Below are 24,018 nucleotides of genomic sequence, written 5' to 3'. Positions count from 1 at the left end.
GCCGAACGAAGCCCCGTTGTTCCGAAGGGGAGGCCAGCCATGATGCATTCGGACCATTCGCGGCGCACCATCATCAAGGGCATTGGGGTTGCAACCGCCGGAGTGCTCGGCGCAGCGCCTGCGCAGGCTGCGATGGCCGTTCCCACTGAGGGAGAAATATGGAGCAACGAATACTGGGCGAAGAAGGGTGACGTCCCCTTGTGGATGTTCCGCAAGCGGATCGGCGCGCCGAAGCCGGGCGAGCCGGCGCGACCCGTGGTGTTCTTCGTCCACGGCTCGTCGGTGACATCGAGGGTGTTCGACCTCACGGTGCCGGGCAAGGGCGAGTACTCGCTGCTCAATGTGTTCGCGCGCTACGGCTTCGATTGCTGGACCATGGATCACGAGAACTACGGCAAGTCGGGCCGCACGTCTGATAATGCTGACATCGCGAGCGGCGTCGAGGACCTGAAGGCGGCGGTCGAGGTGATCGCGCGCGAGACCGGCGAGAGGCGATATCACTTTATCGGCGAATCCTCCGGCGCGCTGCGGGCCGGCGCCTTCGCGATGGCGGCGCCCGAGCGGATCGGCGGCTGGTGTTCGCCGCCTTCACATATAAAGGCGAGGGTTCGCCGACACTGGCAAAGCGCGCCGAGCAGCTCGCCTATTACCGCAGCCACAACATGCGCAAGCGCGACCGCGACATGATCCGCTCGATTGCGACCCGCGACCGGCCCGGCACGTCGGACCCGGCCGTGATCGAGGCGCTGGCCGATGTCGAGATGCAGTTCGGCGATCAGATCCCGACCGGCACCTATCTCGACATGATCGCCAATTTGCCGGTGGTGCATCCGGAGAAGGTGCTGGCGCCGGTGCTGCTGGTCCGCGGCGAATATGACGGGATCGCGGCGGTGCCCGATCTCGAGGAGTTCTTCAACAAGCTGCCGAATGGCGACCGGCAGTTCATCATCCTGCCCGGCACCGCCCATTCGGTGGCCCTGGCCACCAATCGCGAGCTGTTCTGGCATGTGACGCGGGCATTTCTGACCATGCCGACGCCGATCGTGACCTGAGGCGGCCTGCGGCACGACGCCGCAAGAAAAATTTGCGCGGCGATGTCGGGAAGCGGCTATGCGGTTCGTCCTCGGACCACAACCCCGCCAATTGGAGTGCTTCTCGTGGCCAATCCCAAAATGATCTTCGTCAACCTGCCGGTCAGCAATCTCGCCCATGCCACTGCGTTCTATGAGGCGATCGGCGCGACCAAGAACCCGCAATTCTCCGACGACACCGCCTCCTGCATGGTGATCTCGGAGACGATCTTCGTCATGCTGCTGACCCATGACAAATTCCGCCAGTTTACGCCGAAAAAGATCGCCGACGCCAAGACCACCAGCGAAGTGCTGGTCTGCCTCTCCGCCGATAACCGCGACGTCGTCGACGGCTACGTGACCAAGGCGAAGGGCGCCGGCGGCACCGCCGATCCGTCGCCGAAGCAGGACTACGGCTTCATGTACGGCCGCAGCTTCGAGGATCCCGATGGTCACATCTGGGAAGTGATGTGGATGGACGTCGAGGCCGCGACGAAGCAATCCGCCGCAGCCACTGCCTGATCGCGGCGCGCCTATGAAGGCAAGGCGGTGTCAGCCGTTCTCCCTCGCTCCCCCGCCTCGCTTGTGCGAGGCGGGGGAAGTTGCTTCAGGCGGCGTCGGTCACGGCGTGGGCGGCCTTTCTGCCCTGCGGCAGCTCGGACGGCTGACAGGGAAGGGCCGGAAAGTTCAGTTCGACCGTGGTGCCGCCTCCCGGCGTATCGCGGAGGGAAACACTGCCGTTATGGGTGGTCATCACCTGGGAAACGATCGAAAGCCCGAGCCCAGTCCCTTCCGCGCCGGTGTTTCCACGCTTGAACGGTTCGAGTAGACGTTCGGGCTGGCCAAGCTGCAGACCGGATCCGAAGTCAACAACGCTCAACCGCGCCGGCGCTTCGACCTTGATGAGCACGGAGCCGCCGGCGCTTCCATGCGTCACGGCGTTTCGGATCAGATTCGAGAGTGCAACGCCGATCGCGGTTTCCGAGCCGCGCACCCGGACCGGGTGACGCGGCTCGGTGAATTCGACATCGCTTCCGTTCTTCAACGCCATCGGCACATGTTCGGCTGCCACCCTGCGCGCGAGCGCAGCAAGATCCATGTCGATCAGCTCGGCAGGTTCGGCCGAGATGCGCGCCAACTGCAGCAACATGGTGACGATCGACGACAGCTTCTGGTTCTCGGCTATCAGCTTGGTACGCAACGGAGCGTCCTCGACCTGCTCGAGTATGGTGCGCGCATTGGTCAAGGGTGTCCGAAGTTCATGTGCCGCATTCGACAGGAAATTTCGCTGCGCTTTCGAAGCGGTGTCTATCCGCGACAGCGCGCGATTGAAGGCCATGACGAGAGGCAACAGCTCGGATGGCGCATTGTCTTCCGGCAGTCGTCGGCCATCTGAAACCCCGTCGATCATTTCGGCGGCCGCAGCGACGGCCCGAACGGGACGCGCGATGAGCGTCGGCACGAAAACCATGGCAGTGAACGCCGTCGCTGCGAGGACGAGGATGATGGGGAGCGCAACGATCGTCGCATCGGTGAGCGTTCCGACCGTCAGTTGCGTTGCCGTATAGGCCACGCCACCGGTTTCGATCCATACCTCGCCCACCGGCGTGTTTCGGACGCCGGCCATCTTCTTCAGCTTGGTGGTTTCGCCGTCGATCGCATAGGCGAGGAAACTCGTCCCGTCACGTGACGCCAGCGTCTTTTGCGGACGCCATTTCGGCACCGGGCCGTAGCTGACCTCGCCACTCTTGTCGGAGAGACATACCAGAATGTCGGAAAATTGCGGGTGATCTCCTCCAGCCGCGAGGTGTGCTTGAGGGCCAGCTGACCCGCCTCGTTGCGTGTGACGGCTGCTTTCAAGGCGTCGGCGACGTCAGCCGCGGCCCAGGTACCGTCGTCGTCGCCGCCAAACCGGATCAGCAAGGCTGCCGCGCAGAGCAGCATGATGGTCGTCACCGCACCGATCAGCGTCGCGGACAGCACCGCAATCGAGCGATGGATGCGCTTGAGCGCTTGCCACTTGGACATCATCATTCACCACTCAACAGATAGCCGAGGCCACGGACCGGTTTGATGACGATCCTGCAGTTGGCCGCACGGAGCCGTCGGCGCAGCCGCGAAACATGCGCCTCGATCGCGTTCGATTGAATCTCGTCGTCAAAATCATAGGCCGCAACTTCAAGGGTCTCGCGCAGGACCACGCGCCCGATCCGTCGCACCATGGCTTCCAGGATTGCCAGCTCGCGCCGCGGGACGACGATCGGCTGGTGATCGACGCAGACCTCGCGATTGAGGACGTCGTAGCTCAGATTGCCGATGCGAACGACCGCCCCTCGATCCAGGAACAGACGCCGGAGCACGGCCTTTGCTCTTGCGACCAGCTCGATCGGTTCAAATGGCTTCGCCACATAATCGTCCGCCCCGTCGTCGAGGGCGCGTGCAATATCGACGGGATCATCAAGTGCCGTCAGCACAATCGTCGCGGGGCTCGGCTTCTGTTGCTTCAGGTCGCGCAGCAGGGCCAGGCCATCGCCATCCGGTAGTCCGCGGTCGATTACCACGAGTTCAAAATTCCGGACGGCAATCGCGGCCCGGCCTTCCTCGAGCGTTGTGACCATATCAGACGAGCCGAAGGCCGTTCCCAGAGTATCCCGCAGCCATGGCCCAAGCTGAGGGTCATCCTCCACGACCAGAACTCGCACCGCATTCTCCCAAGCATGAGACACGGCTTCTACCATTACGGACGGATTACCAGAAGATTACGGCTGGTCGGAAAAGTGCGATATTTCATCTCAATACGTTGATGTGATTGGCGTTTTCTTGACGATTCCGTCGGGTTTTTTGATGCCGGAAGCGATCAGGTCGCCGCCCGATTGGCTGCCCTCGGAAAGACCCGTCGGGATGGGCGCCAAAGCTCCGTCGATCGAGCTCAATCCCTTCTTCGGCTCGGCTTCAGGGGCAGCCAGATCGTGTTATGCCGAGCAGGAGTGCTTCGACACAGTTGATAGGCGCATCGTGGGTGTCATGCGGCATCGGCCGGAGTGCGCGCAATCGCCGCCGCGGCTAACGATCGGCAAAGCTCAATGACCCCTGCGGCCACTGCTGCCCCGTAACCGGCGCCGGCTTCGAGCACCAAGCACCCCAAAGCCAATCAGCGTCATGATCATCATGATGGCGAGTCTTTGCATGCGGATCTCCTCGACGGGATTGATCCGCCAGAGGCATCGATCAGCATTACCGGCGCATGACCGCCATCAGCGTTGGCGAGGGCACTCGGGAGACGTGAGCTGAGCCGCGTCAGGCTGTCGTAATGCTGGCTGTGAAGAGCATGTCGATGGAAGCGCCGACTGGCGTTCGCGATATGAAAACGAAGGCTTCATGCCGATAGATTTTGCGTTGTCGGCGATGGCCAAGCGGTCGGATCGCGATCCGGCACGTTGGCGCCGCCCGTTCAACCAGTGGCTGGAAGGGGTCGAAGCAGGGTGGTCGGTACCACTGCTGCTCGCCGGCTTCGTCGGCATCTGGACGCTGTATCTGTCAGTCGCCTATCACGGCGCTGGCCTGCATCCTGACGTGCTGGAGACCTGGACGTATGGACGGCATTTCGCGTGGGGTTATCCCAAACACCCGCCGTTGATGGGATGGGTGACCGGCGCGTGGACCTCGGTCTTTCCGCTGACCGACTGGTCGTTGCAATTGATGGCGATGACGAATGCTGCGCTGGCATTGTGGTTCGTCGACCTGATCGCAAGGCGGTTTGTCGGTGGGCACAAGCGCCTGCTCGTGCTGCTCCTGCTCATGCTGACCCCGGCGTATCAGTTTCACGCGCAGCGCTTCAACGCCAACGCGGTGTTGCTCGCGGTCTGGCCGCTTGCGACCTATTGCTTCCTCCGCGCCTTTGAAACCAGGGCGCCACTCTGGGCGATTGCCGCAGGTCTGACGGCCTCGCTTGCCATGTTGGGCAAATACTATTCCATCTTTCTGGTCGCGAGCTTCGCGTTGTCGGCAATGGTTCATCCGTTGCGGCGCGCCTACTTCACCTCCAGTTCGCCCTGGATCTCCACCGCGGCCGGGCTGCTCGCGCTGTTTCCGCACCTGCAATGGCTGGCCGAGACAGGCGCGGAGCCCGTCTACTATGCAGCGACCCATGTGCGGGCCGATTTCGTGACGTCTTTGCAAGACGCCGCCAATTTCCTGCTGGGCCTTGCTGCGGCAGTGAGTCTGTCCGCCGCGACGTGGGTGATGATCGCGGGCTATCGAATAAGGCGCCTGTCTCGCGATATGGCGGCGTCGGACCCAAACCTGCAACTGCTCTGGCACGTCGCGATCGGCACGATCGTGCTTCCTTTCACCACCTCGATATTCCTCTGCACCGACTTGCCGTCGCTATGGGCGCTGCAGGGATTGTTCCTGCTTGCCGTGCCGATTGTTTGCAGCACCCGCTACCGGATCGAGCGCTTCTACACGGTCAATGCCGCGCTCCTCGTTGCAGGGATAGCGATCGTTGCCGCCGTGATCGCGGCCCCGATCCATGCGCTCTACCGCAACAGCCACGGCTATGAGGAGGGACGAAGCTTTTATCACCAGGCGGCGGACAAACTCACCCGCCTATGGCACGAGGAGATGGGGACGCCCCTGTCGATCGTCGGAGGCAACGATAGCCTCGGGCTTGCGGTGGCGTTCTACAGCTCCGATCACCCATACTATGGCAATCCCTTCGCCCACCAGTATTCATTGGCATTGCCTCGCCAGGTGACGCCGGAGCGCGGCTGGGCTGCGCTCTGCTTCGATGACCAAGATGATTGCGTTGAGTGGACTGAGCGGATGGCGGCGCAGGCCGGACACTATGTCAGGCGCGAAATTTCCATTCAATCGAGCTTGTTCGGAATTCCAGGCGTCAGGCGAAACCTCGTTGCATTCCTGGTGGCGCCGCTTCGCGAGCCGGGCAGTGCTGCTTCAAGTCTCGCAACGATGTTGGCGAGGGCAAGGACGCATGTCTCCGCGAGCCGATCCACTGCAGCGCGCCGGGCCGGACTGTTCGTCGTGATCCGCTGACCGGATGCTGCAGAAAGTCGCTGCGACGATCGCGACCGTAAGCTTGCGGTAATCGGCACCCGCTTTATCGGCCGCGGGTCGAGGGCGTCATATCGTGAAGGATAGTGCTCCATGTTCACTCGGTTCGTTTGCATCTGCCTCGGTGTTTGTATCATCGGTGCGACCGCCCTCGCGCAGACATCTCCATCCATGACCGGTTCGACCCGCCAGAAACCCGCGACACAGGAGCCGGTCAGCTGGGCTGAAAAGATCAACCTCAACACCGCACCTGTCAGCGAACTGGTGAAGCTTCCGCATCTCAGCGTTCGCGCCGTGACTGCAATCACGGAGGCGAGAACGAAGTCGAAGTTCAAGGACTGGAACGACTTCGTGGGCAGACGGGTTGTGCCGCGATTTGTCCGGAGCGAGATCAAGGACCTCGTCACGTTCTAGAGGCTCTCTGCCGCGGGCCGGATGTCCGGCGCGGATCAGCCGACAAGATGACCCGAGGGCACGGCGAAGCAGGATGCTGGTCGCGCGGCGACGTCATCCTGCGGTAAGCGCGATGGTCGATCGCTGCCACCGGCCCGCGCGGTGTCGAACTCAAATAAGGATATGCGTGAATGACGCGAGTAGCTGTATTGGCGACCGTAGCGGTCATCGTGACGGGATGTATTGCATCGACCGAAGCCATGGCGCGCTGGCGGCGGGGAGATGCCGTGGCCGCCGGCGTGGTTGGCGGTCTCGCCGTCGGAGCCCTGTTGGGCTCCACCATGACTGCGCGGGCGGCGCCGGCCTATGTCTACGAGCGGGATTATTACTCGCCTCCCGTCGTCCACTATCATCGTCACGTGTACGATTACGGCGACGAATATCCGGGCGGATATGACCACGGCTATTCATATGGGTACCGCGACGGGTACTCGGATGGCTACTGGGACAACGACTGAACGGGGCCGCACGGACCGCGCGTATCATGAGAGGCTGAGGCTGCGATTCTGTCAGCCGCGGCGTCGCCGGAGGTCGATCACCTCTGGCGGCATCGCAGTTGTTGTGCCATGGATGCTGGGTCGGTCCGCTGACACCGGAGGCCCGTCCTAGTAACTGATCCGCAGCCCGACGCCGCCGTGCACCGTGTTGCCGACCGGCTGCGGTCCGGCGGTACCGTTGAGGAAGAGGTCGGCGATCCAGCCCTTGGTGATGCGGAAGCCGACGCGGCCGCCATATTCGAACCAGCCCTGGTTACCGATCGTCGGCACGATGGTGCCATCGCCGGTGACGGTGGCGACTATGCCGGAATGGGTGGCGAAGGATTGCACCCAGCCGCCATTGATGTTGGTTTCGATGTTCGATCCGAACAGATGCGTCCACTGGCCGCCGATCTTGACCAGGCTGGTGCGATCGGTGCCGTCGGCGATGGTGGCGTCGAACGGATTGAAGGCGATCGCCGGATCGCTGTAGCCCTTGACCCGTTGCCATAGCTGCCAGACCTCAACCGAGGCCGCGACCTCGTCGCGCGCCGACAGCCGGCTGATCCAGCCCGCGCGCCCGTACACGCCGTAATTCTCGCTCGAGGTCTGGCCGGTGACCGACACCGGGCCGAGGCTGGTCGTGTAGCTGCGGGTATAGCGCACCTTCTCCAACGGCGAGAGGATGCTGCCGACGTCGAAGAACGGCCGCGACGAGCCCCAGTCGACGAAGTCGTAGCGCAGCGCGAAGGCGCCGATCGGCGCACTGGTGACGTTGTAGCCGCCTTCGCCATATTGCGTGTAGGCGATGCCGGCGAGCAGCGAAAGGTTCGGCGTGATGGTCTTGCGGCCATGGATGCCGGCCGAGAACGACCCGGCCGAGCCGAACGCGCTGATGCAGTCGTCGCAATTGACCTGCTCGTTGACGCCGAGCAGCACCGAGCCGAGCACGCGGTTGGTGATCATCTGGTTGAAGCGCTGGTCGGCGAGGTTGTTGATCGAACTGCCGCTCGACGCGCGCCGGTGATCGGTGTCGGTGACGGACTCGGCGTTGGGGTCGGCGTGGGCGTGGGCGTCGGTGTTGGCGTGGGGGTAGGTGTCGGCGTGGGAGTGGGCGTCGGCGTGGGCGTCGCTCCACAGTTCGGCGACACAAATGCTGACAGGTTGGTGTCGGGAATCGACGTGCAGTTCGGCGTTGGAGTCTGTGCCTGCGCCGGCGCAGCCAGCGCCTGCAGCATCGCGAACGACAGCGCCAACGTCAGAGCCGTCGACAGGACCACGTAATGGATGCGCCGTGCCATTATCACCGTCCGCACAGCATTCCGGTGTCGTCGACCGGCGGCGTCACCGGTGACGCATCCGCGAACTGGGTGACGGTGCAGAGGCCCGCGGCCTGGGTGCAGGTCGCCGCAAAGGTCCAGGGCGGGTTGTTGATCTTCTGGATCGTGGTGCGGCCGCCGCTCGAGGTGATGATTGCGGTGTCGCCGGGCTGGGTCAGGTCGATGCACTGCCGGTTCGACGTACACACCGTCGAAGCGCCTTCCTGCAACACCACGGTGGTTTTGCCGCGCTGTGACAGGATGTCGAGCACCGTGCCGCGAACACCGATGGTCGCAAGCGGCGTGGTGATCTTGTAGGCCGCCTTGTCCGAGTGGCCGGTGACGAAGCGGAACGCACCCGAGGTCAGGCGGACCGCGACATCGCGATAATGATGCTCGTCGTCGAACACGGTGCGATCGAGCTTGAGTGAGGCATTCGGTCCGAGCGAGAGGTTGGTGCTGTCGGCCATCACCAGCCGCGCGGCGCTCTCGAGACCGGTGCGCACCGTCTCATCGCGCAGCAGCGCGTCGCCGACATTGATCGGCGTGGTTGCAGCCGCTACGCGGACGACCTCGTTCTTCACCATCGCCGCTTCGCCGACGCGGGTCTGCGCCTGAGCGGAATGCGCCGTCAGGGCGACGAAAAGACCGAGTGCAAGCAGGGAAAAAAGGCTGCGAGGCAAATTCATTGCAATACCGATCGACTGAACGCAGTCATCGTACCGGATCGGGCATGCATCTGATATTGTATATATGTCACAAACTCCCCCGAGGTGACTGGATGGTTAGTCTCTGTCGATTCGATTGCGTTCAACGCGGTGGTTGCGAAAGTGAGTTCCGATCACACAGGTCACACGCGTCGCGTGCAACGGCGCGATCGTAGCTCACACTCCGCTCACACTCGTTCTCCTCCACGTGCTCGCCCTTTGAATATCGCATCCAAATCTCCCTCTGTTCTGCGGCGTCCCGCCGCCCGCACGGCGATCGTCGCGGCGATCATCTTCGTCGTCGCCCATGTCGTGCTGCTGCTCGGGATCACGGCGCCGGACAAGCTCTATTTCGATGAGGTGCATTACGTGCCGGCGGCGCGGCAGATGCTGCAGCCGATGGTCGAGGGCCCGATCCTCAACCCGATGCATCCACCGCTTGCCAAGCAAATCATCGCGCTCTCGATCAAGGCGTTCGGCGACGTGCCGCTCGGATGGCGCTATCCCGCGGCGCTGTTCGGCGCGCTGGCGCTGGTCGCCGTCTATCTCGGCGCGCTCGCGCTGTTTAAGTCGCAGGAACGCGCGATCGCAGCCGTGCTGCTGGCCTTCTGCAACCAGATGCTGTTCGTGCAGTCGCGGATCGCGATGCTGGATATTTTCGCGCTCGCCTTCTGTCTGTTCGCGATTGCAGCTTTCATCCGTGGCTTCAGGCAGGCTCGGCCGCAGTCTGCCTTCGCGCTTGCGGGATTGGCCGCGGGGCTGGCGTGTGCCTGCAAATGGAGCGGGTTGTTCGTGCTCGCGACCTGTGTCGCGATCGTCGTGGCGATCCGCCTGATGCAGGGCTGGCGCACGCGCTTTGCCGATGCCAATGATCAGGATTGGTACCAGCCGGACCTGTGGCCGGATTTCCGTCTGCCGCACTTCATCATCTGTTTCGTGCTGATCCCGTCGGCCGTCTATCTCGCGACCTTCGTGCCGCTCTACGGCCTCTCGTTCAGCGACATCATCGAGGCGCAGCGCCGCATCTTCGCCGACAACACCACGACCGCGATTGCGGGCCACACCTATATGAGCTCATGGCCGTCCTGGCCGTTCCTGGTGCGCCCGGTCTGGTATCTGTTCGAGAAGGTCGGCGATGACAGGTTCGCGGCGGTCGTGTTTCTCGGCAATCCGCTGATCTTGTGGCCGGCATTGATCGCGCTGATCGTCGCGCTGCGCGACTGGATCGTCGCCCGCAGCCGCGATGCGTTTCTCGTGCTTGCGTTCTATCTCGGCCCGTATCTCGCCTGGGCGCTGCTGCCGCGCACGCTCGGATTCATCTATTACTATCTGCCGGCCGCGACCACGGCGAGCTTTGTGCTGGTCTATGCGCTGACGCGCAAGGGGGCGCCGCGCTGGCTGCTGTGGGCCTTCGTCGCCGTCGGATGCGCGGGCTTCGTCGCGATGCTGCCGATCACGGTCGCCGCGATCGAGACGTCGATCGCGACCTTCAATCGGCTGATGCTGTTCCAGAACTGGATTTGAATCCTTCCGAAACAAGCGATCCGCCTGCCGGGGTCGGACAGGCGGATCGGAAGTTCGGGAGATTACTGCTGCGCCGTCTTGGTATCCATGTTGACGACCTGCACGCGGCGATTGGTCGGGTCCATTGGCGCGTTCGGATCCTTCGGCCGGGTCTTGCCATAGCCGACGGTCACGAGATCGGAGCCGTTCAGGCCGTAATGCTCGACCAGATAGGTCTTGATGGTGTCGGCGCGGCGTTCCGAGAGATCCTGGTTATAGGCCTCGCTGCCGATCGCGTCGGTGTGGCCGGCGAGGACGAAGGTCGAGCCCTTCATGCTGGCGTCCGACAGCGCCTTGCCGAGCTCCTGCACCGCCTGGGTCGAGCCTTTGGCGATCTGCGCCGAGTTGTAGTCGAAATGAATCTCCAGATCGATCTTCGGCTTGTTGGCGGCGATGTCGGCGATCTCCTGGCGTTCGCCCAATGACAGCGAGCGGGTCTGCCGGTTGCGAACGGTGTTGAGGAAGCTTGTCTCCTTGGCCGTCGCTGCCGGGTCGACCTGTGCGCCGGAGAGGCTGCGGGTAGCCGACTTCGGCTTCAGCGCATTGAGGATCTGGGCGGCCGGAACGGTGTCGCTGCCGGCCAGTGCGACGCCCGCCGTCATCGACAGCGCAGCGCCGATTGTCAAAAGAGACAAGGAATGAGAGCGGGTCATGGCTTCGTCCTTAAATGTCAGGCCAGCCCAATCGGGCTTGCTGTCGTTTTGATGCCGGGAACCTAGAACCAGTTCAAAGCCATGAATGTGATATGAGTCACAGTTGGGCTTGCCGGGACCATAAGGCGGCGCGATCTAAGCGCGCGAATTCGATGTGCCGCGTCACCCCTCGGCGAATTCCGCAGCAACCCGTTGTGTCGTGGCGATGAAGGCCCTGGCTGCCGCCGAACAGTAGGCATTGCGGCGGCGCAGCAGCGCGGCGCGTCGAGGTTCGAACGCAGGGTTCATCTTGATAGTGGACAGGCTTGCACCACCGACATTTTCCGGAAGGATGGTCGCAAGGTCGGTCATGCGGACGAGCTCAAGCAGCGTCGAAATGGAATTCGCTTCCACGGCTATTTGCGGCCGAAGGTCTTCGTGCCGAAAATAGCGCTCTACCGTCCGACGGATCGAGAAAGACGAGTCCAGTAGTGCGAGCGGGGTGCTGGCGGCTTCGGCCGCGGTCACGACGGTCTTGCGCACCGACGATCGCTTCGCACTTACGATCAGCGCAAGGCGCTCCACATGAAGCAGTATCCCCTCGATGTCTTCAGACAACAGGTCGCCAAAACCGATCCCGAGATCAAGTCTGTCATCGATCAGCGCCGGTTCGATCTCTTCATGCGACGAAACGAGAATCGAGAGCTTGATATTTGGATAGCTGGCGCGAAAGCGCCGCGACACCGGACCGATCAAATAGGCGGCGACCGTAGGCGTGATTCCGAGACGAAGCGAGCCGGCGGACAAATCCTCGACATCGCGGATGGCGCGGCCGCCTTCCTCGAGTTCGTTCAACGCACGGTGCACGCGCTCCAGATAGGCGCTCCCCAAATCTGTGGGGCGAACCTGGCGTCCGCTGCGATCAAGCAATTGCGCGCCCAATCGCTCCTCCAATTCCTTGATTTGTTGCGAAAGGGCTGGTTGCGAGACATGGAGCGTTTGAGCCGCCCGGGTGAAGCTGCCGAGATCGGCGACTGCCTTCAAATAGCGGATATGGCGGAGCAGCATCGTCTATAATTCCTGCTTATGGAATGGGTAAGAAAACGATCTTGGACGGTTATAGTTCAAGAGCCTACCTTCACACCAGACGCGGCGATAGGACGCGTCAATTCAGCAACCGACCGAGGGTTTTCGCCGGCCGCCGCAATTCCGCGGCGCGACCGATGACGGCCGCATCGAAAAAGGACAATCGACCATGCAACAGTTTGCGCGCGTACTCACCGAAAATGGGATCATCCCCGTCGTCCTCAGAGGCGATGAACATCTGGACCTCCGTCCGATCGTGTCGGACATCACGCCAGAGGCCATCGCGAGCGGCGCCTTGAAGGCGGTGGACACAACGGGACTGTCGCCAGTCCGCGGCCCGTTCAACTATCTCGCGCCGATCAGCGGCCTGCGGCAGATCTCAGCTACCGGCTTCAACTACAAAAAGCACATCGAGGAATTCAAAATGAAGCCGCCGACTGAACCCGAGGTGTTCCTGAAGGCGGTTACCTCCCTGGCCGGACCTGGCGATCCGATCTCTCGCGGGCCGAATGCGGGCACGAAGCTGGACTGGGAAGTGGAATTGGCAATCGTGGTCGGACGCGAAGCGCAGGACATCACGGCCGCGGAGGCGCCGAACTATATCTTCGGCTATGTTTGCCTCAACGATATTTCCGACCGCGCCACCCAGGTCGATAGCGAGGGCGGCCAGCATCTTGTCCGCGCCAAATCGCGGCCAGGCTACACGCCGATCGGGCCCTACCTGACCACCGGCATCGATGGCATGAACCTCGACCTATGGACCAAGGTGAATGGCCGATACGAGCAACAGGGCAGTACCAGCGACATGCTGTTTTCGGTCAACGAAATGTTGGCTTATTTCTCCAGGCATATGACGCTGCTTCCGGGCGACCTTCTGGCGACCGGAACGCCTCCCGGCGTCGGCTTCGGCAAGAACCGGTTCCTGACGCCGGGAGACGTGCTGGAATGCGGTATCACCAATCTCGGGGACCAGCGGCACGAGATTCGTCATTGAGCGATGAACACCGTGGCCAGGGTGGGGCAACCTCCACCCTGGCGAACGGCGGCCGCCGATGATCGTCGCTATCCGCGCGAGGTCCTCATGCCGAAGTGATAGATTTACAGCGAACTTGCCTGCATCCGGCTTGGCTGCTGCGCCGTTGGAGGCACCCGCGCGCCAAAGGCTGCGTGATGACGCGATGACGCGGAGCCGATTTCCCCGGATCGGCTCTCCACACGCGCGCGAATCTCACTACATTGTCGGGCAATGCCCCGCGCCGCCGAACCCCTTCAGTTGAACACTGCCGCTGCCCGCCACATCTGGCTGCGCGCGCAGCGGCTCGATACCAAGGCGCCGTTCGGCGAGGGCGCGTCAGCGGTGGCCGCCGCCGTCGACCATCTCGGCTATGTGCAGATCGATACCATCAACGTGATCGAGCGCTGCCATCACCACATCCTGTTCAGCCGGATTCCGGACTACCGCCGCGCCGACCTCAAGCAGGCGCAGAGCCAGGACAAGAGCGTGTTCGAATATTGGACGCACGCGCTGTCCTACATTCCGTCCAAGGACATCGGCATTTTCCTGCCGGTCATGAAGGCGCATAAGCGCGATGGGCACAAATGGTATTCGTCGGTGACGCCGTCGGATACGCGCAAGATCATGCGGCTGCTGCGCGAGGGGCCGCTGACGATCCGCGACATCGACGACGACGTGCTGACCGAGAAGGAGCATCTCTGGCAGAGCCGGAAACCCTCCAAGCGCGCGCTGCAGCTCGCCTTCTATGGCGGCGTGGTCACGATCAGCGAGCGCGCCGGCATGCTGAAGACCTACGAGCTGATGAGCAGGCATTTCGGTTGGGACAAGCCGCCGAAGCCCGCGCCGGCCTCGGCCCGGACCGCGTATTTGCTCGACCGCGCGCTGCGTTCGCAGGGCATCGTCAGCCTAGACTCGATCTGCCATCTCGACGCGCCGAGCAAGAAGGCGGTGCGTGGCTTGATCGAGGCGAGGGTGCGCCGCAAGGAGCTGGTGCCGATCGCGCTCGACGGCGCCGGCAAGCAGGAGCATTGGGCGCGGCCCGAGGTGCTGGAAGCGACCGGCGAGGGGGATCCCGCCCTCGTTCACATCCTCTCGCCGTTCGATCCCCTGATCATCCAGCGCAAGCGCACCGAGCTGTTCTTCGGCTACGGCCACCGCTTCGAGGCCTATGTGCCGAAGGAGAAGCGCCTGTTCGGCTATTTCGCGCTGCCGGTGCTGGTCGGCGACGACATCGTTGCCGCCCTCGACCTGAAGACCGACCGGCAGAACAAGAAGCTCCTGATGCAGAAATGGAGCTGGGTCGGCAACGGCAAGAAGCAGGCGGGGCGCAAGGAGCTGAAGCGCCGCATCGAGGAGGAGCTCGACCGCTTCGCGTGCTTCCAGTTGGCGGAGTAGGGCTGACTGTCGCGTCCGTCATTGCGAGCGAAGCGAAGCAATCCATGGCACCGCGTATGCCGAGCGATGGATTGCTTCGTCGCTATCGCTCCTCGCAATGACGGGAAGAGTGGTTCGGCCGACGACTTCGCAAGTTGCCCGCTGAGCGCTGTGCATCATGCGTTTTTGCCATTGCCCAAGGCGGAGCCACGCAATAATCCTCAAGGCAAGCAATAGCTTTTGGGGGAAACAGATGAGCCAGACCGCAACCGTCGCGCCCGATCGCGGCGCCCGCAGCGAGATCGAGACGTCGACGATCCGCGCGATCTCCTGGCGGCTGATACCGTTCCTGATCCTGGCCTACTTCTTCTCCTATCTCGACCGCGTCAATCTCAGCTTCGCGGCGCTCACCATGAATGCCGAGCTGAAGTTCTCGCCCCTGGTATTCTCCTTTGGCGCCGGCATCTTCTTCATCGGCTATTTCGTCTTCGAGGTGCCGAGCAATCTGGCGCTGGAGCGGTTCGGCGCCAGCAAGTGGATCGCCCGCATCATGGTGAGCTGGGGGATCCTCTCGGCGTTGATGGCGGCGGTCTATGACGAGCACAGCTTCTACGCGCTGCGCTTTTTCCTCGGCGTCGCCGAGGCCGGCTTCTTCCCCGGCATCATCCTTTATCTCACCTATTGGTATCCGGCCGAGTATCGCGCGCGCTTCCTCGCCGCCTTCGCGATCGCCGTTCCGGTTTCGACCGCGATCGGCGCGCCGATCTCCGGCCTGCTGCTCGGCCTCGACGGCGTTATGGGGCTGAAGGGCTGGCAGTGGCTGTTCGTCATCGAGGGCATCCCCTCGGTGCTGCTCGGCATCGTCACCTGGTTCTACCTCACCGACCGGCCGGAGAAGGCCGACTGGCTCTCGGCCGAGCAGAAGACGTGGCTAAAGGCGAAGCTCGACGCCGAGGTCGCGGCCAAGCAGGCGGCCAAGCACTTCACGCTGTTCGAGGCACTGTCCTCGCCGAAGGTGCTGGCGCTCAGCGCGATCTATTTCGGCTTCGTCGCCGCGCTCTACGGCATGCAGTTCTGGCTGCCGCAGATCGTCAAGGCGTTCGGTCTGACCAATGCGCAGACCGGCTTCGTCACCGCGATCCCCTATGCGTTCGGCACCGTCGCGATGATCCTGTGGGCGCGCCGTTCCGATGCGACGCGGGAGCGCGTGTTTCATGTCGGCGCGCCGCTCTTGCTCACCGCACTGGCGCTCGCCGTCTCCAGCTACATCACCGATCCGACCATGACCATGGTCGTGCTGACGGTCGCGGCGATCGGCGTGTTCTGCACCTTCGCGGTGTTCTGGACGCTGCCGACCGCGTGGCTGTCCGGCACCGCGGCCGCCGGCGCGATCGCGCTGATCAACTCGATCGGCAACCTCGCCGGCTTCGGCGGGCCCTATCTGATCGGCTGGGTGAAGGAGGCGACGGGCAGCACCTCGACCGGGCTATTGGTATTGTCGCTGCTGCCGCTCGCTGCGGGACTACTGGTGTTCCTCGGCAGCCACGAGACCAAGACCGAGTTCGTGGAAGCGAAGTAGCGGCACCAGCGTAGTGGCGTAGCTCAGGATGGGTAGGCCGAAGCGAAACCCATCGTTCGGTGTCCGCGGCGAGATGATGGGTATCGCTGCGCTCCACCCATCCTACGATCTGACCCCATAGCCCGGATGGAGCGAAGCGCAATCCGGGGTTTGATCCGCCCCGGATTTCGCTCCGCTCCATCCGGGCTACCGCTTCCCAAAACATTGCCATTTCCGTCCCCGTTCACGGCCATTCTCACGAATAGGTTACTACTGACGAATATTGACATTCATCAGTGATAAATCGATACTCTTCATCAGTCGTCAGCCCGATGGAGAATTCAGATGTTCCGCCGCTCAATTTTCTCGAGCTATTACAGGCTCTTGACGGGAGCATCGCTTGCTTTTGCGGTGTTCGCGCTGACCGGCTGCAACGAAAAGGCGGCCGAAACCGCCGATCCGGGACGCCCCGTTCTGGTGGCGACCGTCCATTATGAAGCTGAAACCCCTGAGCGCAGCTTTGTCGGCACCATCAAGCCGCGTATCGAAGCCGATATGGGCTTTCGGGTTGCCGGCAAGGTGGCCAAGCGGCTGGTCGAGGTCGGACAGACAGTCGACGTCGACCAGCCCTTGGCCACCCTCGACGAGGTCGACCTGAAACTGCAGGCCGAGCAGGCGGAGGCCGAATTCCACGCCGCCACCGGCGTGCTGGCGCAGGCCGCGGCCGCCGAGCAGCGCGCCAAGGACCTGAAAGTCAAGGGCTGGACCACCGATGCGGCGCTCGATTCCGCCAAGGCGGCCGGTGATGAAGCGCGGGCGCGGCTGAACCGCGCCGAGCGCTCGGTCGAGCTGACCAAGAACTCCCTCTCTTATGCAACGCTGGTGGCCGACACCCGGGGTGTCGTCACAGCGACCATGATCGAGCCCGGCCAGGTGGTTGCCGCGGGCCAGGCTTCGATCCGTGTCGCCCGACTTGGCGAGAAGGAAGCTGTCGTCGCGATCCCAGAGACGCTTCTTGCTCGGGCCAGGTCGGGCGTTGCCACGGTGACGCTGTGGACGGATGCCAAGAAGTCCTATGCCGCCAAGCTGCGCGAGGTCGCGCCGCAGGCCGATCCCGCGACCCGCACCTATCTCGCGAAATTCTCGCTGCCGGATGCCGACGAGGCCGTCTCGCTCGGCATGACCGCGACGCTGACCCTGGCCGACAAGGCGAGCGAGCGGGTGGCGAAGCTGCCGCTGTCGGCGCTGTACAGCCAGGGCGGCGATCCCTCGCTCTACATCGTCGACGACAAGGGCGACATCGCGCTGAAGCCGGTCAAGGTGAAGGCCTATGAGAGCAACAACGTCGTCATCTCCGGCGGCGTCGACGATGGCGCCAAGGTGGTCGCCCTCGGCGTGCAGAAGCTCGATCCGAGCCAGAAGGTGCGGGTCGTGTCGTCGCTGTCGTTCTAGTCCCGCGCCATTGCGAGCGAAGCGACGAAGCAATCCACGTCGCCGCACGCTGAAGAATGGATTGCTTCGCTTCGCTCGCAATGACGATTGAAGTCGAGACGATTTGGACCTGGAGAGTTCGATGAAGCGCTTCAACCTTTCTGCCTGGGCGGTCAGCCATCCGACGCTGGTGCTGTTCCTGATGATCATCCTCGGCGCCGCCGGCTTCTTCTCCTATGAGAAGCTCGGCCGTGCCGAGGATCCGTTCTTCACCGTCAAGGTGGTGAACGTCTCGGTGATGTGGCCGGGCGCGACCTCGCAGGAAATGCAGATGCAGGTCGCCGATCCGATCGAGAAGAAGCTGCAGGAGCTGCCGTTCTTCGACAAGGTGCAGACCTATTCCAAGCCGGGCTTCACGGCGATGCAGGTCTCCTTCAAGGATTCGACCTCGCCGAAGGACGTGCCCTATCTCTTCTATCTCTTGCGCAAGAAGCTGGTCGACGTGCAGGGCGAGCTGCCCTCCGGCATTCTCGGTCCTGTGGTCAACGACGAATTCTCCGACGTCGATTCGATCCTCTATATGATGACCGGCGACGGCGCAAACTATGCGCAGCTCAAGAAGGTCGCGGAAGGTTTTCGCCAGCGCCTCTTGAAGGTGCCTGGCGTCACCAAGATCGATCTTTACGGCATCCAGGACGAACGCATCTTCGTCGAATTCTCGCATGCCAAGCTCGCGACGCTCGGCATTACGCCGCAGGCGCTGTTCGACTCTCTCGCCAAACAGAACAACGTCACGCCGGCCGGCACCGTCGAGACCTCGTCGCAGCGTGTGCCGCTGCGCGTCACCGGTGCGCTTGACGGCGTCAAGGCCGTTGCCGAGACGCCGGTCGAAAGCAACGGCCGCGTGTTCCGGCTCGGCGATATCGCAACCGTCAGCCACGGCTATGTCGATCCGCCGACCTTCAAGGTCCGCCAGGAAGGCAAACCGGCGCTCGGCATCGGCGTCGTCACTGCCAAGGGCGCCAACATCCTCGAGCTCGGCAAGGAAGTGCAGCAGGCGACCGCCGAGTTCATGAAGGCGGTGCCGCAGGGCATCGATATCAAGCAGATCGCCGACCAGCCCAAGGTGGTCGAGCACGCCGTCGGCGAGTTCGTGCACTCCTTTGTCGAGGCGCTCGCGATCGTGCTGTTCGTCTCCTTTGTCGCGCTCGGCTGGCGCACCGGCATCGTGGTGGCGCTGTCGGTGCCACTGGTGCTCGGCATCGTCTTCATCGTGATGAACGCGATGTCGCTCGACCTGCACCGCATCACGCTCGGCGCGCTGATCATCGCGCTCGGCCTCCTGGTCGACGACGCCATCATCGCGGTCGAGATGATGGTGGTGAAAATGGAACAGGGCTGGGACCGCATGAAGGCGGCGTCCTTTGCTTGGGAATCTACTGCGTTTCCGATGCTCACGGGGACGCTGGTCACGGCCGCTGGCTTCCTCCCCATCGGCTTTGCCAATTCGGCGGTCGGCGAATACGCCGGCGGCATCTTCTGGATCGTGGCGATCGCGCTGGTCGCCTCCTGGTTCGTCGCGGTGATCTTCACGCCCTATATCGGCGTCAAGCTGTTGCCGAACATCAAGGTGCACCAGAACCACGATCCGCACGCGATCTACGAGACGCGGATGTATCGTGGCCTGCGCAGCGTCGTGCAGTGGTGCGTCGATCACCGCATCAAGGTGGTGGCGGCGACCGTCGGCGTGTTCGTCGCCGCGATCGTCGGCTTCGGCCACGTCCAGCAGCAGTTCTTCCCGCTGTCGGAGCGGCCCGAGCTGTTCCTGCAGCTCCGTTTGCCCGAGGGCACCGCCTTCAACGTCACCGAGAAGGCAGTGAAGCAGGCCGAGGGGCTCTTGAAGGGCGATGAGGACATTGCGACCTACACGGCTTACGTCGGCCAGGGCTCGCCGCGCTTCTGGCTCGGCCTCAACCCGCAGTTGCCGAACGAGGCCTTCGCCGAGATCGTGATCCTTGCCAAGAACGTCGAGGCGCGCGAGCGCGTCAAGGCCAAGATCGAGCAGGCCGCCGCCGACGGCGCGCTGAACGAGGCGCGGGTCCGGGTCGACCGCTTCAACTTCGGTCCGCCGGTCGGCTTCCCGGTCCAGTTCCGCGTGATCGGGCCTGACGCCAACAAGGTGCGCGACATCGCCTACCAGGTTCGCGACATCATGCGCCAGAACAAGAACGTCAAGGACGTCCAGCTCGACTGGAACGAGCAGTCGCCCTATCTGAAGCTCGCCGTCGACCAGGATCGGGCGCGCGCGCTCGGCCTGACCCCGCAGGATGTCTCGCAGGCGCTGGCGATGCTGATCTCGGGCGCGCCGGTCACCACGATCCGCGACGGTATCGAGAAGGTCGGCGTGGTCGCCCGTGCGGTCCAGTCCGAACGGCTCGATCTCGGCCGGGTCGGCGACCTCACCATCACGTCACGCAATGGTGTGGCGGTCCCGCTGCAGCAAATTGCAAAAATCGAATATGCGCATGAGGAGCCGATCCTGTGGCGGCGCAACCGCGACATGGCGATCACGGTGCGCTCGGATGTCGTCGACGGCGTGCAGGCGCCCGACGTCACCAACCAGATCGCGCCGAAGCTCAAGGATATCCAGGCCCATCTCGAGCCGGCCTACCGGATCGAGCCGGGCGGAGCGTTCGAGGAGTCCGCCAAGGGCAATGCGTCGATCTTCATCCTCTTCCCCGTGATGGTGATGGTGATGCTGACGCTGCTGATGTTCCAGCTGCAGAGCTTCTCGCGCCTGACCCTGGTGTTCCTGACCGCGCCGCTCGGCATCGTCGGCGCCTCGCTCGGGCTCAACGTCGCCAACCAGCCGTTCGGCTTCGTGGCGCTGCTCGGCCTGATCGCGCTCGCCGGCATGATCATGCGCAACACCGTGATCCTGGTCGATCAGATCGAGAGCGACGTGGCGTCCGGCCTGACCCGGCGGGAGGCGATCGTCGAGGCCACCGTCCGGCGCGCCCGGCCGGTGGTTCTGACCGCGCTCGCCGCCATCCTTGCCATGATCCCGCTGTCGCGCTCGGCGTTCTGGGGCCCGATGGCGATCACCATCATGGGCGGTTTGTTTGTTGCGACTTTCCTGACCTTGCTGTATCTGCCGGGCCTTTACGCCCTCTGGTTCCGCAAGACCCTTGAGGAGAGCGGTCCCGAGCAGACCGATACTGCGCCGCAGCATGCGGGAAAAGGACAACTCGCATTTCCACTTGCTGAGGCGGCCGAATAATTGAAGATTGAGCAGGCCAACATGACACTGATTTCGGAACATAGCGAAACCGACACCCGCGAACGGATTCTCGTGGTGGCGGAGCGCTTGTTCCGGCAGATCGGCTACCAGAAGACCACGGTCGCCGACATCGCCAAAGAGCTGCGGATGAGCCCCGCCAACGTGTACCGCTTCTTCGATTCGAAGAAGTCGATCCACGAAGGCGTGGCGCGCGGCCTGATGGGCGAGGTCGAGATCGAGGCGCAGCGGATCGCGCGATCCGAAGGGCCGGCGGCGACGCGCCTGCGCCAGATGATGACCACGATCAATCGGATGAACACCGAGCGTTATGTCGGTGATTCCAAGCTGCACGAGATGGTCGAGATCGCGATGCAGGAGGACTGGGAGGTCTGCGTCGCCCATATGGAGCTGATCGGCCAGATCATCGGCGAGGTGATCGCGCAAGGTGTGGCCTCGGGCGAATTCGAGGTCGAGGATCTCGAGGTCGCCGCGCTGTGCGCCTGCACGGCGATGATGCGGTTCTTCCACCCGCAGATGATCGCCCAATGCGCTACCAAGCCGGGCCCGACCATCGACCAGATGATCGATTTCGTCATCGCCGGCCTGTCGCCGCGCGCCCGCGCCCATTGAGCGCCAGGGCTGACGTTTTCGTCAATTGACTCTCCCGTCATAGCGAGCGAAGCGGACGTTGTAGCCCGGATGGAGCGCAGCGTAATCCGGGTATTCGATCCGCTTGCGAGATCGCCCCGGATTGCGCTGCGCTCCATCCGGGCTACCGAAGGGCTGTGCCGTGACCGAGAAAGACCTGCATTTCTACGAGCCGAAGAACGGCCACGGCCTGAAGCATGATCCGTTCAATGCCATCGTGGCGCCGCGGCCGATCGGCTGGATCGCCTCGCGCGACAAGGGCGGCAACGTCAACCTCGCGCCCTACAGCTTCTTCAACGCCTTCTGCTACGTGCCGCCGATCATCGGCTTCTCCTCCACCAACTGGAAGGACAGTGTCGCCAACATTCAGGACACCGGCGAGTTCGTCTGGAACCTGGCGACGATGGATCTCGCCAAGCACATGAATGCGACCGCGGCGCATGTCGCGCGCGATGTCGACGAGTTCAAGCTCGCAGGGCTGACGCAGGTACCCGGCAAGCTTGTCAACGTGCCGCGCGTTGCCGAAAGCCCGGTCTCCTTCGAATGCAAGGTGAGCCAGATCATTCAGCTCCAGGGCGCCGACGGCAAGAAGGCCGAGGCCTGGCTGACGCTCGGCGAGGTCGTCGCCGTCCACATCGACAAGGCCTTCATCAAGGACGGCGTCTACCAGACCGGTCTCGCGCACCCGATCGTCCGCGCCGGGCGGAGAGGTGACTATTTCGAGATCAAGCCGGAAAACATGTTCGAGATGATCCGGCCGGATTAGCTCTTTCTTCTTCCTCGCCCCGCTCTTGCGGGGAGAGGGTCGGGTGAGGGGCCGTCTCCGCGAGTTGTGACCGTCGTGAGACCTGTACCCCCTCACCCGGATTGCATCTGACGATGCAATCCGACCTCTCCCCGCAAGCGGGGCGAGGTGAAGGACGTCGCCTTGCCGCGCATTAGCGCGCTCCGCACGATGGCGTGCACCACAACAATGTGAAATTTCCGCCCGCGGGGATGAAAAACCGTCACTCGCAACCTCGGGGCGAGCAGTCTAACCTCCCGCGCGCCAGGCCGGATCAACGGCCGGTCAACAGAGTGGGAGGATGCGATGACACGCCAACCGCGGAGCAATCCAACAGAAGAGCGGCGCGATCCGAACGTTTCACGACGAACACTTGTCCAGGGATTGGCGGTGGGGGCGGCTGCTGCCGCAACCGGCGTCAGTGGCGCGCTGGCCCAGAATGCGCCGGCGCCGGTCGGGCCGCCGACAACCATCACCAGCCCGCCGCGCGACTTCAGTCCGCGCGGTGCGCCGACCACCTATTTCTGGGACCCCGACATCATCGCCGTCGATCCGTCCTTCAACGACCTGGCCCAGCCCAACACCTCGATCAAGCGCCTCCATACCGGCCTGCTGTGGGCGGAGGGCCCGGCCTGGAGCTCGCAGGGCCGCTATCTCCTCTGGAGCGACATCCCCAACAACCGGCAGATGCGCTGGTCGGAGGATGATGGCCATGTCAGCGTGTTCCGGATGCCGTCGAACTACTCGAACGGCAATTCGTTCGACTTCCAGGGCCGCCAGCTGTCCTGCGAGCATCTCACCCGCCGCGTGACGCGCTACGAGAATGACGGCACCGCGACGGTGCTGGCTGATTCCTATAACGGCAAGCGGCTGAACTCGCCGAACGACATCGTCGCCCATCCCGACGGCAGCTACTGGTTCACCGATCCGCCCTATGGCGGGCAGCTCTATGAGGGCGAGCCTGACGCGGCGGGCGGACCGGGCAATTCCGCCGGCAAGCTCAATCCCCGGATCGGCCAGCCGGCGGGCTTCGTGCCGGCCAAGCGTGAGCTGCCGACCAATTGCTATCGCATCGATCCGTCCGGACGCGTCGATCTCGTGGTGAGCGAGGATCAGGTGCCGGACCCGAACGGAATCTGCTTCTCGCCGGACTACAAGAAGCTCTACGTCGTCTCGACCGGCAAGGGACCGGGCGACACGGGCGCGGGCGGCAAGGGTGACGTCTTCGTGTTTGACGTCGGCGCCGACAACAAGCCTGTCAACGGCAAGCGGTTCAGCGACTTCACGATCGACGGCGTGAAGTGCGGACCGGACGGCATCCGCTGCGACGTCAACGGCAATGTCTGGTGCTCGAGCAACGCCGGCCGCGCGGTCGGCTACAACGGCGTGACGTGCTGGTCGCCGGAAGGCAAGCTGCTCGGCCGCATCCGGCTGCCCGAGGTGTGCGGCAACATCACCTTCGGCGGCCCCAAGCGCAACCGCCTGTTCATGGCTGCAAGCCAGTCGCTCTACGCGGTCTATACCGCGACCCAGGGAGCTGGGCCGGCCT

At 63.3% G+C, this 24,018-nt stretch carries 22 protein-coding genes and 1 pseudogene; 15 read left to right on the top strand and 8 right to left on the bottom strand.

The window, feature by feature from the left end; translation table 11 throughout:
* Window positions 1-39 precede the first annotated feature (39 nt).
* From AKN84_RS49390 to AKN84_RS29385, 3 genes are all read left to right on the top strand, one after another.
* Complete coding sequence (locus tag AKN84_RS49390) at window positions 40-687, top strand: alpha/beta hydrolase (protein WP_244485568.1); 648 nt, start codon at window positions 40-42, stop codon at window positions 685-687.
* Window positions 663-1,052 carry an alpha/beta fold hydrolase gene (locus AKN84_RS49385; RefSeq protein ID WP_244485566.1) on the top strand — a complete coding sequence of 130 codons (390 nt, stop codon included), beginning with the start codon at window positions 663-665 and terminating at the stop codon, window positions 1,050-1,052. Before AKN84_RS49390 ends, AKN84_RS49385 begins: the two co-directional genes overlap by 25 nt.
* Window positions 1,053-1,172: 120 nt before the next feature.
* Window positions 1,173-1,592, top strand: coding sequence for a VOC family protein (locus AKN84_RS29385; RefSeq protein WP_050424016.1), 420 nt, complete (start codon window positions 1,173-1,175; stop codon window positions 1,590-1,592).
* A gap of 85 nt (window positions 1,593-1,677) precedes the next feature.
* On the opposite strand, the gene AKN84_RS29380 is transcribed toward AKN84_RS29385, so the two are convergent.
* The 4 genes from AKN84_RS29380 to AKN84_RS47500 form a co-directional block, all read right to left on the bottom strand.
* On the bottom strand, window positions 1,678-2,793 hold the full coding sequence (locus AKN84_RS29380; RefSeq protein WP_347337370.1) for a sensor histidine kinase: 1,116 nt from the start codon (window positions 2,791-2,793) through the stop codon (window positions 1,678-1,680).
* On the bottom strand, window positions 2,703-3,098 hold the full coding sequence (locus tag AKN84_RS50475; RefSeq protein ID WP_347337369.1) for a hypothetical protein: 396 nt from the start codon (window positions 3,096-3,098) through the stop codon (window positions 2,703-2,705). Before AKN84_RS50475 ends, AKN84_RS29380 begins: the two co-directional genes overlap by 91 nt.
* Before the next feature lie 2 nt (window positions 3,099-3,100).
* A complete protein-coding gene (locus tag AKN84_RS29375) occupies window positions 3,101-3,772 on the bottom strand; it encodes a response regulator (RefSeq protein ID WP_050424015.1) in 672 nt (223 codons plus the stop codon).
* A 90-nt stretch (window positions 3,773-3,862) separates the two neighbouring features.
* A complete protein-coding gene (locus AKN84_RS47500; protein ID WP_157863351.1) occupies window positions 3,863-4,003 on the bottom strand; it encodes a hypothetical protein in 141 nt (46 codons plus the stop codon).
* A 445-nt stretch (window positions 4,004-4,448) separates the two neighbouring features.
* On the opposite strand from AKN84_RS47500, the gene AKN84_RS29370 reads away from it, so the two are divergent.
* The 3 genes from AKN84_RS29370 (at window position 4,449) to AKN84_RS29360 (ending at window position 7,054) form a co-directional block, all read left to right on the top strand.
* Window positions 4,449-6,125 carry a glycosyltransferase family 39 protein gene (locus AKN84_RS29370; RefSeq protein ID WP_050424014.1) on the top strand — a complete coding sequence of 559 codons (1,677 nt, stop codon included), beginning with the start codon at window positions 4,449-4,451 and terminating at the stop codon, window positions 6,123-6,125.
* 189 nt (window positions 6,126-6,314) lie between these two features.
* Window positions 6,315-6,557 (top strand): ComEA family DNA-binding protein, encoded by a 243-nt coding sequence (locus tag AKN84_RS29365; protein WP_050424013.1) that lies wholly within the window; start codon window positions 6,315-6,317, stop codon window positions 6,555-6,557.
* Between the two features lie 170 nt (window positions 6,558-6,727).
* Window positions 6,728-7,054, top strand: coding sequence for a hypothetical protein (locus AKN84_RS29360; RefSeq protein WP_050424012.1), 327 nt, complete (start codon window positions 6,728-6,730; stop codon window positions 7,052-7,054).
* Between the two features lie 147 nt (window positions 7,055-7,201).
* Here AKN84_RS29360 and AKN84_RS29355 read toward each other — a convergent pair.
* Window positions 7,202-8,388 (bottom strand): annotated as a pseudogene (locus tag AKN84_RS29355) (hypothetical protein).
* Window positions 8,376-9,080, bottom strand: coding sequence for a FecR family protein (locus AKN84_RS29350; RefSeq protein WP_050424011.1), 705 nt, complete (start codon window positions 9,078-9,080; stop codon window positions 8,376-8,378). The pseudogene AKN84_RS29355 and the gene AKN84_RS29350 overlap by 13 nt, the downstream one beginning before the upstream one ends.
* 237 nt (window positions 9,081-9,317) lie before the next feature.
* Between AKN84_RS29350 and AKN84_RS29345 the strand changes: the two genes are divergently transcribed.
* Window positions 9,318-10,622 carry a phospholipid carrier-dependent glycosyltransferase gene (locus AKN84_RS29345; protein ID WP_050424010.1) on the top strand — a complete coding sequence of 435 codons (1,305 nt, stop codon included), beginning with the start codon at window positions 9,318-9,320 and terminating at the stop codon, window positions 10,620-10,622.
* 62 nt (window positions 10,623-10,684) lie between these two features.
* Here AKN84_RS29345 and AKN84_RS29340 read toward each other — a convergent pair whose 3' ends face one another.
* Complete coding sequence (locus AKN84_RS29340; RefSeq protein ID WP_050424009.1) at window positions 10,685-11,314, bottom strand: OmpA family protein; 630 nt, start codon at window positions 11,312-11,314, stop codon at window positions 10,685-10,687.
* 162 nt (window positions 11,315-11,476) lie between these two features.
* The gene (gene cynR, locus AKN84_RS29335; RefSeq protein ID WP_050424008.1) at window positions 11,477-12,361 is read right to left on the bottom strand and encodes a transcriptional regulator CynR; all 885 of its coding nucleotides are present in this window, start codon (window positions 12,359-12,361) and stop codon (window positions 11,477-11,479) included.
* 187 nt (window positions 12,362-12,548) lie between these two features.
* Here cynR and AKN84_RS29330 point away from each other — a divergent pair, with 187 nt between their 5' ends.
* From AKN84_RS29330 to AKN84_RS29295, 8 genes are all read left to right on the top strand, one after another.
* Window positions 12,549-13,373, top strand: coding sequence for a fumarylacetoacetate hydrolase family protein (locus AKN84_RS29330; RefSeq protein WP_050424007.1), 825 nt, complete (start codon window positions 12,549-12,551; stop codon window positions 13,371-13,373).
* Between the two features lie 252 nt (window positions 13,374-13,625).
* Window positions 13,626-14,789: a winged helix-turn-helix domain-containing protein gene (locus AKN84_RS29325; RefSeq protein ID WP_050424006.1), complete on the top strand. Its 1,164-nt coding sequence runs from the start codon at window positions 13,626-13,628 to the stop codon at window positions 14,787-14,789.
* Window positions 14,790-15,021: 232 nt separating this feature from the next.
* Window positions 15,022-16,347, top strand: a complete 1,326-nt coding sequence (locus AKN84_RS29320; RefSeq protein ID WP_050424005.1) for an MFS transporter — start codon at window positions 15,022-15,024, stop codon at window positions 16,345-16,347.
* Between the two features lie 324 nt (window positions 16,348-16,671).
* Entirely contained in the window at window positions 16,672-17,778 is a 1,107-nt protein-coding gene (locus AKN84_RS29315) for an efflux RND transporter periplasmic adaptor subunit (protein WP_050424004.1), read from the top strand.
* Window positions 17,779-17,899: 121 nt separating this feature from the next.
* Complete coding sequence (locus tag AKN84_RS29310) at window positions 17,900-21,037, top strand: efflux RND transporter permease subunit (RefSeq protein WP_050424003.1); 3,138 nt, start codon at window positions 17,900-17,902, stop codon at window positions 21,035-21,037.
* 21 nt (window positions 21,038-21,058) lie between these two features.
* Window positions 21,059-21,667, top strand: coding sequence for a TetR/AcrR family transcriptional regulator (locus AKN84_RS29305; RefSeq protein ID WP_050424051.1), 609 nt, complete (start codon window positions 21,059-21,061; stop codon window positions 21,665-21,667).
* A 160-nt stretch (window positions 21,668-21,827) separates the two neighbouring features.
* A complete protein-coding gene (locus AKN84_RS29300; RefSeq protein WP_050424002.1) occupies window positions 21,828-22,451 on the top strand; it encodes a flavin reductase family protein in 624 nt (207 codons plus the stop codon).
* Window positions 22,452-22,775: 324 nt separating this feature from the next.
* Window positions 22,776-24,018 (top strand): SMP-30/gluconolactonase/LRE family protein (locus AKN84_RS29295; protein ID WP_157863350.1); only part of this gene is annotated, 1,243 nt, incomplete at its 3' end.

The sequence above is a fragment of the Bradyrhizobium tropiciagri genome (genome assembly GCF_001189845.1).
In the GTDB taxonomy this organism is placed as follows: domain Bacteria; phylum Pseudomonadota; class Alphaproteobacteria; order Rhizobiales; family Xanthobacteraceae; genus Bradyrhizobium; species Bradyrhizobium tropiciagri.
The sequence above is the reverse complement of the archived record's forward strand: the minus strand, read 5'-3'. Positions and strand labels throughout refer to the sequence as shown.